A 13,990-nucleotide genomic window follows, 5' to 3' on the forward strand; every position below is an offset into this window, starting at 1 on the left:
ACGAAAAAACCGAAGGGTGTTTCATTACATGGCGGTTTGTTTTAATTTATCAACAGCTAGCTTTCCGAAATATTACAGGTCGGACTAGCACATACTAAGACATAGTTGGCTGAAGCTTACATAACGGAGGTCTCATCATGGTATTTACAATCACAATTATCATCGTTGCACTGTTTGCAATATGGGGAGCCGTCGCTCCTGATCAGCTGGCGGATGTGGCTAATGTTGCCTACAACTTCTCTATTCAGAATTTTGGCTGGTTTTATTTGCTAGCGACACTGTTCTTCCTGATCTTTGCTTTCTATCTGGCGTTCAGCCGATTTGGCGGCATTAGGCTCGGGGATGACGAAGATGAGCCGGAATATTCTACGGTTTCCTGGCTGTCCATGCTGTTTAGCGCGGGTATGGGCATTGGGCTGGTTTTCTGGGGAGTTGCTGAACCGCTGTCCCACTATTTATCTGCACCTGAGGGGGCGGTACCCGAAACAACGCAAGCAGCCATACTTTCAATGCGTTATTCCTTTTTCCACTGGGGGCTGCATCCTTGGGCTATCTATACCGTCATCGGCTTAGCGCTTGCTTACTTCCAGTTCCGGAAAGGATACAAAGGACTGATCAGTTCCACCTTTATTCCTCTGATAGGTGAGCGTCTTGCTTCAGGCTGGCTTGGTAAGGTTATTGATATTCTGGCGGTCATATCCACCATCTTTGGTGTTGCTACCTCGCTTGGATTGGGTGCTCTTCAGATCGGCGGGGGTCTGAATCACTTATTCGGTATTCCTAACTCGACACTGTCTCAGGTTGTCATTATCATAGTTGTAACCGTACTGTTTTTAATCTCGGCAACCTCCGGTCTGGATAAAGGTATTAAGATTCTGAGCAACGTCAACCTCGTTATAGCTTTATTATTGATGTTGTTTGTATTGGTGACTGGACCGACTTCTTTTATATTTGACACATTCACAACAACCTTGGGCAGTTACATGCAGAATATTATTAACATGAGTTTGAGACTGACGCCGTTCTCAAGAGAAACCTGGATTGGAGCATGGACGTTATTTTACTGGGCATGGTGGATCTCGTGGGCTCCTTTTGTCGGCACTTTTATCGCAAGGGTATCCAGAGGAAGAACCATAAAGGAATTTGTAATTTACGTCATGGTTATTCCAAGTCTTTTCGGATTTATCTGGTTCTCCGTCTTTGGCGGAACAGGACTTCACATGGAATTGTTCAATGCCGCTCATCTGGCGGAGGCTGTCAAGGAAGATACGACAACTGCTTTATTCCTTATGCTGGAGCAGCTGCCTTTGGGCACGATCGTGGCATTCATCGCCACAATGCTGATCATGATCTTCTTTATTACGTCGGCTGATTCAGCTACCTTTGTACTGGGCATGCTCACTTCAGATGGCAAGTTGGACCCTAGTACAAGAGTGAAATTAACCTGGGGAATCATGCAGTCCTCCATTGCGGTAGTACTGCTAATCAGCGGGGGGTTAACTGGCCTCCAGACGGCATCCATTGTAACCGCATTGCCGTTCGCTATTGTCCTTATCGGTATGTGTTTCTCCCTGCTCAAGGCTCTAAAGGCTGAGGACAAAGAGCGCCGTCAGAAGGAAAAACGGCAGCGCCAAAAGCTGAAACGACTGCTGGAGGAACAAGAAATCTCGCTGAATGAAATTTCTGGCAGGTAATGTATACTTTTCTCTATAGAAATACTTCTGTAATATGACATCTTTATACACAAAAGCTGATTATGTAGTTTGCAGCTTTCATGTTTTTGAACTAAGCCTTTTAACGTAATGAAGCTGCCGGTCCAATACAGGCAGCTTCATTTTCGTCGTTTATTCAGTTATTGTTTCACGTTAGTTTAATTCGCTGTTCAATACCCAGTTATTAATTATGTTTTTTAAGGAATTGAACCATCATTTTTCCTATTTCCTTAGCGTGTGTTTCTAATGCAAAATGACCCGTATCCAATAAGTGAATCTCTGCATTGGGAAGATCCCTTTTAAAAGCCTCAGCACCTGCAGGTATAAAAGATACATCATTTCTCCCCCAAACAGCTAATAAAGGAGGTTGATATTGCTGAAGATATTGCTGAAACAGTGGATACATTCTCACATTTGTTTGGTAATCGTATATTAAATCCAACTGCTTTTCATCGTTTCCTGGTCGATTCATATAAGCATGATCTAGAGTGTAGCCATCGGGAGAAACCAAATTATTTTTCGTTCCGTCCACATATTGATGTTTAATCGTATCTTGTGCAAAGGCTGTTCTATAACTGTCTCTCTTCTCCAATGTTGGATTCTGCCAATACTCTTCTCTTGCAGCCCACTTTGTCCCCAAGCCCTCACGGTACACGTTACCATTTTGACTTATGATCGCTGTGATATGTTCTGGATTACGCATTGCAATCCGGAAACCAATGGGTGCTCCGTAGTCAAAAACAAATAATGCATACTTAGTAAGGTTTAGCTTAGCGATAAAACGTTCGATGATATTCGTAATATTATTAAATGTATATTCAAAATCAGTACGTTCAGGTGATGATGAGTTTCCAAACCCTGGGTAATCCGGAGCAATTAAATGAAAGTGCTCTTCTAATACAGGAATTAGTTCCCTAAAGATGTGACTCGCGCTTGGAAAACCATGCAGTAAAATAAGTACCGGTTTGTCTGCTGATCCCGATTGACGATAAAAGATTTCAATCCCATCTACATCAACTATATGGTAAGTTGTCACGTGTAGTAATCATCTCCTATTTCTAAAAAAATATCTTATAATTTTTTATTCAAAAACTGTTTGATACGGACGGTGCTCATGAAATTAGTGTATTAAATCAAGATTTTTCTAGCATCTGTAACTATTTGGTTAATAATATCGCCTGCTGCTTGATCAGCTGTAAGCATTCTTGTTCCTTGTCCTGCCCAAAGTGCCATATATTCAGCATTATTCTGACGAGCAGAAACATTTCTAATTTCTCGTGTTAAAGTATTCTGTGTAGGAAACCGAAGAGGCTCAATCCGACTCGTTTCCCAGTGTTGTACAAATGTATTTCGAATTACTCGTGCTGGTCTTCCCGAAAATGCGTTTGTGATCACTGTACTTTCCTCAGTACTTTCAAGCAATGCACGTTTATAGACTGGATGTGCGCCCGACTCTGTCGACGTTAGGAATCTTGTTCCCATTTGTACACCTTGTGCGCCTAAAGCAAGTGAGGCTACGAGACCCCTACCATCCATAATTCCACCAGCAGCAAGAACCGGAGTCTCTACGTGATCGACAATCTGTGGCACAAGTGCCATTGTTCCAATATTAGCTCCGGAGGGTCGAGATGACGTATCAAATGACCCGCGATGTCCTCCAGCTTCACTACCCTGAGCAACGATAACGTCACATCCCCGGCTTTCGGCCTGGATCGCCTCATCTACAGTAGTTACTTTATTTATAATCTTGATTCCTAATGATTTGGCTTGTTGCACTTGATAATCAGATAATAGGCCGAAAGTTGAACTAATAACTGGGATCCTTTCCTCTAATAGAACATGAAATTGTTCTTCAAAGCGATCAGGTGTCCATATCTCTTGTTTATCAGGAGATAGTATCCCTAATGATTCACGAATGATGTTCAATTCTTTGTTAACCGCATCAAAGTTTTCATAATTATCTGAACCTACGTTAGAAAAAATATTCACGGCAAAAGGGGCATCCGTTAGCTTCCTAATGGCTTGTATAGCATCCTTTATTTCCTCAGGTGTCATGTAAGCAGCTCCCAAGGTTCCAAGACCGCCTGCATTAGAAACTGCGGACACAAGCTGAACCATATGAGGAATCCCGGCCATACCTGCAAGTACAATGGGATAACGAATATCTAAAAGTTCACACAATTTGTTGGTTAGTTGTATAGAAATGGCTATTCCCTCCTTTATTTATCTTGCTTCATTGTTTAGTTTACATCCGTTCTTTCCATCATGTATAATTCGAAAACATGATCTTATCTATCTTGATTTCAGATACTTTAATTTTAGTGGAGGATTTATGGACATTCATTTGTTAGAGATTTTTATTCAAGCAGCTCGTGAAGGCAGCATTTCCAAAACAGCCAAAAAGTTAAACTATGCTCAGTCCAATGTCACAAACAAGGTACAGCAATTGGAAGCTGAGCTTCAGACAACATTGTTTTATCGCCATAAAAAAGGAATTACCCTTACTCCTTCTGGAGAAGTTTTGGTATCTTATACCGAAAAGATTTTAAACATGATGGATGAAGCAAGAGCGGCAGTCGGGAATGCTTCTATTCCTTCCGGTCCTCTTACTATTGGTTCTATGGAAACCACAGCAGCGGTTCGGTTACCCACAGTTATTGCTAAATATCATTTAAAATATCCTGCTGTAGACTTTTCTCTTATTACCGGACCAACAGAAAAGCTGGTTCAGGCAGTTCTTCATTATGAACTTCATGGAGCATTTGTCTCTGGACCTATACAACATCCTGATTTATCACAGGAAAAAGTTTTTGAAGAGACACTTGTACTCGTAACATCCCCTACACATCCTTGGGTTGATTCTATCCATGAATTACAAAATCATACCATGTTGGTATTCCCTAAAGGATGTACATATCGTGCCAAGCTTAATTCTGTTTTACAAGATGAAGGTTTACTACCCGCCAAACTAATGGAATTCGGAACTCTTGAAACAATTCTTGCTTGTGTAAGTGCAGGGTTAGGGATTACTTTACTCCCATACTCAATAATTGCCGATTATGAGGATCGAGGAAAGGTAATCAGTCATCCACTTCCCGCTAAGCTTTCTTCTGTAACAACCATGTTTGTAAAGCGTAAAGACACCTTAACTACACCGGCATTATCTGCTTTTTTAGTCGAAGTGAATAATAATCTCTCCGAAAAACTTCACTAATCTTAACCAAGTTTTTTTCACAACTTGTATCGAAAAAAGTCGCTAAACCGGCTGTCTATTGCGCCAATTAAACTATACTGCCCGTTATTTAAAACAAAAGCAACCAATCTTAAATGATTGGCTGCTTGTTATTTTGATTAGGATATCGTTTTCCGTTAGTTAAATGAGAGTTACAGATTGCAGTTAACTAATTAAAGACTATAAGAAATACTCTACTGTTACTTCACATTGAATCCATCATGGATTCAACCACGTTTTCTGTCTGTCTAGAAGCAGCACTTGATAAATTTTTGTGTTTTTCTCCCCAGATTTTCATTTCCATAATGATCGGCACTAATGTGCGTCCGAATTCCGATAGCGAATATTCCACTTTGGGAGGAACTTGCGGGTACACTTCACGGTGCACGATCCCGTCTTCTTCAAGCTCTCGAAGCTGTAGAGTCAGCATCCTCTGCGTAATGGTCGGACATATTCTGCGAAACTCATTAAATCGTACGGGACCTTCGATCATATGATACAGAAGTAGACCCTTCCACTTGCCGCCAATGACATCCAACGTATACTCGACGGGACAACCTTCTTCATTCGGGCATTGGCCATATCCCGATTTGCGGTCACGCATGTATTTATCCTCCTTATTTAACAGTATACAAATTGATACTACATCACACTATTGTGCGTACTATTCATGATTGTTAATATACGTTATATTACAACCAGAAAGCAATAAGTGATGTACATTCAAGGAGGAATCGACAATGTCAAACCGACAAATGAAAGCCATCGGCTTGCTGAAGTATTTACCCATTAATCAACCTGAGAGCTTGCTGGACGTTATGATGGATATACCTGAACCTACAGGGAGAGACTTGCTGATCCGAGTCAAAGCCATTTCAGTCAATCCCGTCGACGTCAAAGTGCGCGCTCCCAAAGATCGGACCGAAAACACGCCAAAGGTTCTCGGTTGGGACGTTGCAGGTGTCGTCGAACAAGTTGGACCGGAATCTTCGCTGTTCAAACCCGGCGATGAAGTGTATTATGCCGGTAGCATTGCCCGTCCTGGGGGGAACAGCGAACTTCATCTCGTCGATGAGAGAATCGTCGGTTTTAAACCGGCAACACTGGATTTTGCGCATGCAGCAGCTCTGCCATTAACCGCTATCACCGCTTGGGAAGGATTATTTGATCGTTTGGGCGTGTCTGCTGCCACAGAGCGCAACGAAGGCAAGACGATTTTGATCATCGGCGCTGCGGGCGGTGTTGGTTCCATTGCGACACAACTGGCCAAACACGCTGGTATGACCGTCATAGGCACGGCTTCCCGACCGAAATCGGCTGAGTGGGCTAAAAACATGGGTGCTGACCACATCATCAATCATTACGAAGCATTTCTCCCTCAGCTGAAAGCGCTGGGTTTAGAGCATGTTGATTATATTTTCTGCCTGAATAGTACGGAGAAACATTGGGTCAATATGGCCGAGGCCATTGCTCCCCAAGGGAAAATCTGTTCCATTGTGGAGACGGATGAGCTGCTCGATCTGACCTTGCTGAAAAACAAAAGCGTAACTTTTGCCTGGGAGCTGATGTTCACCAGACCTTTGTTCCAGACTGCGGATATGATTGAACAACACAACCTGTTAAATGAAGTTTCCCGTATGATCGATGAAGGTCGCTTACGCACTACGGTTGCCCAGATCCTCTCTCCCATCAATGCTGCCAATTTGCGTAAAGCACATGCGATACTGGAAGAAGGACGTATGACAGGTAAGATTGTAATTGAGAATTTCGAGTAATAGCTATATTTGTTCCTGCCCTGCTGAATTGCTAATAAGGGTGGGAACGTTTTTTTTCGAGACTAATTTACCTCATAAGAAGTCTTCGCAAATGGATTATATGTCTTCACCTCGCGTCGAGATCTTATCCCTTCGAATTGCTGCCCAAAAACAGCCGACTACGTTGATCGTCCCTAAAATTGAGCTACTATCTTTTCTAACCTGACAATTTGTTCTATGTAATCTCTTATGATCTTTGACCTTATAGTAAGAATTATTATCATACTTACTTAAACATTATATTGCCCCCGCTTACCACAGCGGGGGCACAACAAAACCTGTATACGAGGGGTTCCTTTATACAAATGCAAATACAAATACAAATACATACTTCTGCACTACAAATTATCTAACGACTTGTCCCATTGAATGTCAGAGTCAGTAGAGATTTAAGCCTCAACTGCTTCTGGTCTCTTCACCTGAAGAGGGGGAGGAATAAGCCACCCTTTTTCTTTGCTCATTTGAAGAATACGAAGGCCTAAAGCCGTTTTAGTAACGTGATATTTCGCAAATAAGGCGCCAATATCCTCTCTAATGGATTGGCCCATAACTTGACTACACGCCACTAATCCCATTGAAGTATCAGAAGCAATACTTGCTGCTATTTCCGGATCCGTAAATCTTGCACCAACAGGAATGTCTTCAAGCTTTACTGGAGGTCTTTCTGGTAATACTGGTGTTGAAGCAATTCCGTTATCTGTCAGCAGGGTATCGCACTCTTTAATTTCTAATTTAGCTTGATCAATTAGTGCTTCGAGTATTTTTTTCAGATCCTTATCTCCTGCGTGATTCAAAAAGGCTTGGTAGAAGGAAAGAGCTCCCTTTGCAACCGTTGAACATTGCCATACGCTGAAGATTTCACCATAATGCATAGGTTCATTTTTTGGATTACCACTTAATATTCCCACCATAACAGCTCCTTTTTTATTTTATTTCCCACCAAAAGTATAGTTCCATATTCATGAACAACATATTCAAAAGTAATAAAATACCAATGGAATAAGGAACTGATTTTTGGAGAAATTAACTTCATCACACATACAGGAGGGAACTCTTATGAAGAAAAAAATAACAACTGTTGTTGTATCCATTTGTCTATTAGGTGCCTTGGCTGTTCCTGCATCTGCTCAAGGTGTAAATGAAGCAGCCCAAGATGGACGAGGCATTAACACCTACCAAAACAATAGTTCTAATTATCAAGCAAACAATGTAAGGGCAAATGCGACCGATAACGATAATGATATGGACTGGGGATGGCTGGGTCTACTTGGATTATTAGGTTTAGCGGGAATGCGTAAAAGAGTATCCGATCATTCCACTCGATAACAGGTTATGTTTTTGATCTCCCTACGTCTTTGATGGAAAAAGGAACCCTGGTTTTATGGGTTCCTTTTTTGTTTCTTACCTTTTTACGTTTTATTTAAGTATTTAAATCATGTAAGCCTGGGCTATGCTCATTTGGAAGCTCCGGCATATACGGGAGTGGGAATCCCTGAGGAGGTTCCGTGACTTGTAGCTCACCACCATTACGACTAGGTGTTTGACCGCTGAATACTTCAGCGATTCGTGTATTATCCAAACGGAAGTTAAATTGGGCATTGTGGAAGCCGAGGTCAACATATTTCTGACACTCTGGATATTTGTTGATATCGTAATTGGGAACAGGAAATGCTTTGCCCCAATTTACGCCTAATGTCTCCAGCGCCTTCGCGAATGCATTTTGGTGAGCGTTGTCACGAACGATTAGAAATGCCAAAGTTTCACGGAACGCTTTGTTGTTACTCATTTCATAGATTCGTGTTTTTTGTAATACCCCGGTTGATTCCAGTACAACGTTATCAAGCAGATTGCTTACCAAGTTGCCATGATCATATACATAGTTCCCGAGCCATGGATTACCGGCAGCATCTACAGGTAGGGAACTTTGAGCGCCCATAATATAATGATGTGGGTTGGCATGTTTAATAGCTTCGTCCAGCGGAGCCCCATCAATGCCTGCATTTCCTACTCCCTCGGCTCCAGCTCCGGTCAGCAATTGATTTATTGTTTGTTGTACCAGTTCAACATGACTTAATTCCTCCATAAATACACCACGAATTAAGTCTCTATACTGCTTCTCTTTCCCACGGAAATTACTACTCTGAAAAAAATACTGCATCATAGTTCGCATTTCACCAAATTGTCCGCCAAGGGTTTCCTGTAACACTTTTGCGGCAGCCGGATCGGGCTTGTCCGGGACGATCATGTTGATCAGATCTTCTCGATAAAAAAACATGGTTGTCCTCCATTCAAGTAAATTACAACTTTTAGTATTTAATTCACCCTTGATTTTATGTAAATGTGTGATTAACCAATTGTTGGTATTCTATCATTTGTAGTGTTCCTTTGATTTTCTCCCAATAAGCCGCTTGTATAGCGACATGAATGCAAAATGCGCCTCTATTCTTGTCAATCGACTGTTTTTTACAAATCAACCTGTGGAGTCTGTGGAAGTCGGATAATTTTTAACTTCTGGGTATACTACAGCAAGTCAATTCAACAAATCAAGGAGGATGAGTAATGAATCAAGAATTGAATTACGGTACAGATTACAAGTTCGTCCCCGTAACTTCAGTAGGAAATGGTGTGGGGATTGAAATATTACCTGATTTATTTTGCTACACTATCCAAATCGTCAATATCTGTCTAGTGGGTAAACCGGAATCTGACGAGTTCGTTTTAGTAGATGCGGGAATGCCAAAGTCAGCAAATGAAATAATCTCTGTCATTGAGGAGCGTTTCGGTGTAAACAGCCGCCCCAAAGCGGTAATCTTGACCCATGGACACTTTGATCATGTCGGAGGGGTGATCGAACTTGTCAAACACTGGGGAATTCCGGTTTATGCACATCCGTTGGAGCTCCCCTTCCTCACAGGGGTGAAAAACTACCCGGAACCAGATCCTACAGTTGAAGGTGGTTTGGTAGCGAAGATGTCCCCATCGTTTCCGAATGAACCAATAAACCTTGGAAGCCATGTACAAACGTTACCTCCTGACGGAACTGTACCCCACATGCCAGGATTTAGATGGATTCATACGCCAGGACATTCTCCAGGGCATATTTCTTTGTTTCGGGAAAGTGATGGAGCGTTAATCGCAGGTGATGCTTTCGCTACTGTAAAACAGGAGTATATGTATAAAGTATTTACTCAGGAATTGGAGATAAGTGGCCCCCCTCGCTATTTAACAACAGATTGGGAAGCTGCAAAGCATTCTGTTGTTAAACTTGAGAATTTAAAGCCCTTGGTTGCTGTAACTGGCCATGGATTACCCATGTCGGGGAACTTGCTGACAACAAGCCTGAAAAAACTGGTTGATGAGTTTGACCAAATTGCCGTACCGGATTATGGAAAGTATGTTAACTAATTTTGTTCCCTTCGAGCATAGTGGTTGAACATCCGATCAAAGCCCTTCTAGTTGCATAAGAAGGGCTTTACTTAGGTTTAGCCGTTTTTTTTTGCGTTATTATAGAATATGGTTTTTCATCTTTAGCGTCAGCATGTGAGCAACTATAGGAATATAGAAACAGCGGCATTGTAGGACACTAATATCCTGGAATGCCGCTGTTTGATTCATACTACAAACGTTCCCCAGTTCCTGGAGGAGTTAATGTACAATGAGGACTGGGCAACTTGATAGCTGTGAAACCTTGTGGCTGACACTTCCAAGCATCATTTCTTTAATGCCCCTTAGCCCACGGCTTCCGATAATAATAAGTTGCTGCTCGGTATCCCTTGCATAATTCAATAGTTCATGCGCAGGATCTCCCTTAAGATGAACAGTTTCCGGGTTAATCCCCGCAGACTTTAATTTAGATTTCGCTTGATGCAACTGTTCCAAACTCTCTTTCTCCATTTCGTTCAGTATGTCTTCCAAAAAATTCTCTGGTACATACGTCATGCCATTTGACACATAATCCTGGCTGACATTAACCAAGGTAACTTGAGTTTGTTTATTTTGGGCTATTTCAACGGTTGCATCAAGGAGTTTGTTCGTTATTTCAGATTTATCAATGGCCACCATAATTTTGTCAAACATAGTTATCACCCTTTCCGTGGCAATTCGTAACCATTTCGACTACCTACAACACGATTACTTGCTGCTCCGATACCAACTATAAAGAGTAACACGGAAGCCCCAAGTAGAATGAAAAGTGGCAGGTTCCAACTATTTGTTGCATCGTGCAGATATCCTATAAGGGCTGGACCGATTGCGGCAAGAAGATATCCGATCGATTGGGCCATGCCAGATAGTTCCGCTGCTTGATGCGCATTTTCAGTGCGTAACCCGAAAAACATCATAGCCAAACTAAAGGCGAAGCCTCCACCAATTCCGAGTATGACGATCCACAACAGAATGACATTAGAACTTCCGTAAAGAAGTCCGAGCGTCCCCGTCAAAAGCAAAATGGTTGTGATGACCACTAACAAACGTTGGTTAGACATACGCCCAGCAATAACAGGAACAATAAAGGTAAATGGAAGCATCGCTAACTGCATGATCGAGAGGTACCATCCAGATTGGTTGGAGTCAATTCCTTGCTGCTTTAAAATTTCAGGCAACCATGCGATCAATACATAGAAAACCATAGACTGTATACCCATGAACAAGGTTACTTGCCAGGCAAGCGGGGATCGCCATACATTCACATCATTACTGACCATTTGTTGACTTGTCTTGGCTGTTTGTTTCGTTTGATTTCTTAATTGGGGTAACCAACAGAGGATCGATACAAAGCTTAGAATCCCCCATACTCCCAATGCTCCCTGCCATTTTAGCCCTGCGTTCATGGCTAGCGGTACACTGATTCCCGATGCGATTGCTCCACATAAATTCATCGAAATGGAGTAAACTCCTGTCATGGAGCCAATTTTATTTGGGAAATCCCTTTTGATTATACTTGGCAATAATACATTACATATGGCAATGGCGAATCCAAGAACTGCTGTTCCAATAAACAGATTAACTGCGCCAGATAAAGATCGTATTACAATACCAACAGTCAAAAAGATTAGGGCAATCAAAATGATACGCTCAACCCCATACCTCCGTCCTAATTTTGGTACAAGAGGCGATAATAAAGCAAAGGCAAGCAAGGGTACCGTTGTGATCAGGCCTGCTAATGTATTTGAAATATGAACGTCATCCCTTATAAAACCCACTAAAGGACCAACTGAGGTTAAGGGAGTACGTAAATTAGCTGCAATAACAATAATGCCGAGAATGATCAGCGCTACAGAGGATGGCACGAATTTATTATTTTGTTTATTCGGCATTCTTCATTTCTCCTTCCTGATTCTTAAGTCTAATATTTGCTTCTTGTTGGCTGAAAAACTTTGCTATAACATCCGCGCGAATAATAAAAGTATAGTATAATATACTTTTATAAACAATAATTATTTTATAACATACTAAAATTGATTAAAAAAATACAACTCTGAATTCCCGTCATGAAATTCGGAGTTGTATTTAATAAGTGGATTTTCGGCTTTTAGAAGCCATACTTTAAGGATATATGGAGCACTGTTTCGTTATTCGTATGATTGGTATAAGCGTGAGGATAATCTGCACGAAAACTGATCGTATCATATTGATTCAATGTGTAAATCTCTCCATTGACTTGTAACTCAATGGAACCCGTCATTACTGTCGCAATTTCAGTTGTATTCACATGATGACCTTCAGGGTAATACGAGCTATTAGGCTGTAAGTATGCCCGACACATTTCAATATCGTTGCTTTTAAAGACGGGTTCAATGATCCAATTTTTTTCATCATTAGAAAACCGCAATCCCTCCCCTGCTCGATACAAACTAACAGGTTTCTCTGATGTGAACAAAGCCAATAGCGGTAAGGATATTCCTTTTGAAATTTTCCATATAATTGCTAAAGTTGGATTTGTTTCGCCACGTTCGATATTCCCCAGAGTAAGTTTGCTTACGCCCGTTAATTCTGATAAGTCGTCTAAGGTCATGTTTTTTTCTTTTCTATACTTTTTTAATGCACCGCCGATTTGTAATACAATTTGTTTTGACTCATCGATTTCATCCATTTGATATTCACCTCAACAAAAAAACTATATAGCTAGTATATTGTTTATCTAGATTCTTTTCCATTCCGGTTCAATAGAACGTGATGAGATTTTCTTGATAAAATTGAATTAAAAGGATACAATGACGAGCATCAAACGGTTTTATTCGAAGAATGGTAGCTTATGAAAGGTGGTTTAGCAATGAAAATTCTCATCGTTGGCTATTTTAGCGAAACCTCAAAATCAAATATTGCAAGGTGTTTTCCGCAAGACTGGAACGTTGTAATTGTTCCGCCCGGAAAAGAAATGCTGCATCATATTGAAGATTGCCAGGTAATCATTCCTGAACATATTAAAGTGGACCACAGCCTGCTTTCTAATGCAAAAAAATTAAAATTGGTACAGACGGGTGCAGGATTTGATAATGTGGATGTCCCTGCCTGTACACAGCTCGGCATTTGGGTGGCCAATGCTGCAGGGGTGAATGCACAGGCAGTGGCCGAGCACGTAATGGCACTGATATTGTCTTATTATAAAAACATACCGTTTCTTGATACTTTCATGAAAAACAAGATGGATGAAAATCAATTGGACTATACAGGGAGTGAATTAAAGGGCAAAACGATTGGGATTATCGGTTTGGGTGCTATTGGAAAAAAAGTTGCTGCGTTTTGCAGGGTTTTTGATATGAATGTGCTGGCGTATGCGAGAAATGTCACTGTCCAATCGGACGGTTTTGTGAAAATGACGGATTTCGATACTCTTGTAAGCACATCGGATATAGTCAGTGTACATGTACCCTTGAATGAGCAAACCAAACAGCTGATCAACAAAACGGCATTCAAAAAAATGAAAAATACCTCTCTTTTTATCAATACAGCCCGCGGCGGCATTATCAACGAAAGAGACTTGATTGATGCATTAAAAAACGGAGATATTTCAGGCGCATGCCTGGATGTGTTTGAATCTGAACCGCTTCCGATTGACAGTGAGCTCCGGAATCTGGGTAATGTGATACTTACTCCCCATACAGCGGGAATGCCTGATGGTCGGAAATTTCATAAAACAAGATATGATTTCTTTATCAAGAATATAAAACGTGTAGAAAATGGTGAGGAGCCTGAAAGCAAGCTCAATCAGTTATGATGTTTTGGTGCAATAA

14 protein-coding genes are annotated in these 13,990 nt (G+C 41.3%); 6 read left to right on the plus strand and 8 right to left on the minus strand.

Annotation, left to right across the window (positions count from 1 at the left end; all coding sequences use genetic code 11):
* The first annotated feature begins 137 nt into the window (after positions 1-137).
* Complete coding sequence (locus BLS69_RS07420; protein WP_091029932.1) at positions 138-1,694, plus strand: glycine betaine uptake BCCT transporter; 1,557 nt, start codon at positions 138-140, stop codon at positions 1,692-1,694.
* A 202-nt stretch (positions 1,695-1,896) separates the two neighbouring features.
* Here the strand turns inward: BLS69_RS07420 and BLS69_RS07425 are convergent, their stop codons facing one another.
* Together BLS69_RS07425 and BLS69_RS07430 are read right to left on the minus strand one after the other, a co-directional pair.
* Positions 1,897-2,748, minus strand: a complete 852-nt coding sequence (locus BLS69_RS07425; protein WP_091029935.1) for an alpha/beta fold hydrolase — start codon at positions 2,746-2,748, stop codon at positions 1,897-1,899.
* A gap of 92 nt (positions 2,749-2,840) precedes the next feature.
* Positions 2,841-3,893, minus strand: coding sequence for an NAD(P)H-dependent flavin oxidoreductase (locus BLS69_RS07430; protein WP_371129034.1), 1,053 nt, complete (start codon positions 3,891-3,893; stop codon positions 2,841-2,843).
* 151 nt (positions 3,894-4,044) lie between these two features.
* Here BLS69_RS07430 and BLS69_RS07435 point away from each other — a divergent pair, with 151 nt between their 5' ends.
* Positions 4,045-4,926, plus strand: a complete 882-nt coding sequence (locus BLS69_RS07435; RefSeq protein ID WP_091029940.1) for a LysR family transcriptional regulator — start codon at positions 4,045-4,047, stop codon at positions 4,924-4,926.
* 223 nt (positions 4,927-5,149) lie between these two features.
* Here the strand turns inward: BLS69_RS07435 and BLS69_RS07440 are convergent, their stop codons facing one another.
* Complete coding sequence (locus BLS69_RS07440; RefSeq protein ID WP_091029941.1) at positions 5,150-5,548, minus strand: winged helix-turn-helix transcriptional regulator; 399 nt, start codon at positions 5,546-5,548, stop codon at positions 5,150-5,152.
* Positions 5,549-5,684: 136 nt separating this feature from the next.
* Between BLS69_RS07440 and BLS69_RS07445 the strand changes: the two genes are divergently transcribed.
* Complete coding sequence (locus tag BLS69_RS07445; protein WP_091029944.1) at positions 5,685-6,719, plus strand: zinc-binding alcohol dehydrogenase family protein; 1,035 nt, start codon at positions 5,685-5,687, stop codon at positions 6,717-6,719.
* Between the two features lie 428 nt (positions 6,720-7,147).
* Here the strand turns inward: BLS69_RS07445 and BLS69_RS07450 are convergent, their stop codons facing one another.
* Positions 7,148-7,666, minus strand: a complete 519-nt coding sequence (locus tag BLS69_RS07450) for a DUF3231 family protein (RefSeq protein WP_091034868.1) — start codon at positions 7,664-7,666, stop codon at positions 7,148-7,150.
* Between the two features lie 148 nt (positions 7,667-7,814).
* Here BLS69_RS07450 and BLS69_RS07455 point away from each other — a divergent pair, with 148 nt between their 5' ends.
* Positions 7,815-8,084, plus strand: a complete 270-nt coding sequence (locus BLS69_RS07455; protein ID WP_091029945.1) for a WGxxGxxG family protein — start codon at positions 7,815-7,817, stop codon at positions 8,082-8,084.
* 94 nt (positions 8,085-8,178) lie between these two features.
* Here the strand turns inward: BLS69_RS07455 and BLS69_RS07460 are convergent, their stop codons facing one another.
* Positions 8,179-9,033: a manganese catalase family protein gene (locus tag BLS69_RS07460; protein WP_091029948.1), complete on the minus strand. Its 855-nt coding sequence runs from the start codon at positions 9,031-9,033 to the stop codon at positions 8,179-8,181.
* 284 nt (positions 9,034-9,317) lie between these two features.
* Here BLS69_RS07460 and BLS69_RS07465 point away from each other — a divergent pair, with 284 nt between their 5' ends.
* Positions 9,318-10,163, plus strand: coding sequence for an MBL fold metallo-hydrolase (locus tag BLS69_RS07465; protein WP_091029950.1), 846 nt, complete (start codon positions 9,318-9,320; stop codon positions 10,161-10,163).
* Positions 10,164-10,403: 240 nt separating this feature from the next.
* On the opposite strand, the gene BLS69_RS07470 is transcribed toward BLS69_RS07465, so the two are convergent.
* From BLS69_RS07470 to BLS69_RS07480, 3 genes are all read right to left on the minus strand, one after another.
* Positions 10,404-10,835: a universal stress protein gene (locus BLS69_RS07470; protein WP_091029952.1), complete on the minus strand. Its 432-nt coding sequence runs from the start codon at positions 10,833-10,835 to the stop codon at positions 10,404-10,406.
* A 5-nt stretch (positions 10,836-10,840) separates the two neighbouring features.
* Positions 10,841-12,073 carry a CynX/NimT family MFS transporter gene (locus BLS69_RS07475; protein ID WP_091029955.1) on the minus strand — a complete coding sequence of 411 codons (1,233 nt, stop codon included), beginning with the start codon at positions 12,071-12,073 and terminating at the stop codon, positions 10,841-10,843.
* Between the two features lie 215 nt (positions 12,074-12,288).
* On the minus strand, positions 12,289-12,849 hold the full coding sequence (locus BLS69_RS07480) for a helix-turn-helix domain-containing protein (protein WP_091021004.1): 561 nt from the start codon (positions 12,847-12,849) through the stop codon (positions 12,289-12,291).
* Between the two features lie 180 nt (positions 12,850-13,029).
* On the opposite strand from BLS69_RS07480, the gene BLS69_RS07485 reads away from it, so the two are divergent.
* Complete coding sequence (locus BLS69_RS07485; RefSeq protein WP_091029957.1) at positions 13,030-13,974, plus strand: NAD(P)-dependent oxidoreductase; 945 nt, start codon at positions 13,030-13,032, stop codon at positions 13,972-13,974.
* Positions 13,975-13,990 lie beyond the last annotated feature (16 nt).

The organism is Paenibacillus sp. CF095 (genome assembly GCF_900101225.1).
Lineage (GTDB): Bacteria > Bacillota > Bacilli > Paenibacillales > Paenibacillaceae > Paenibacillus.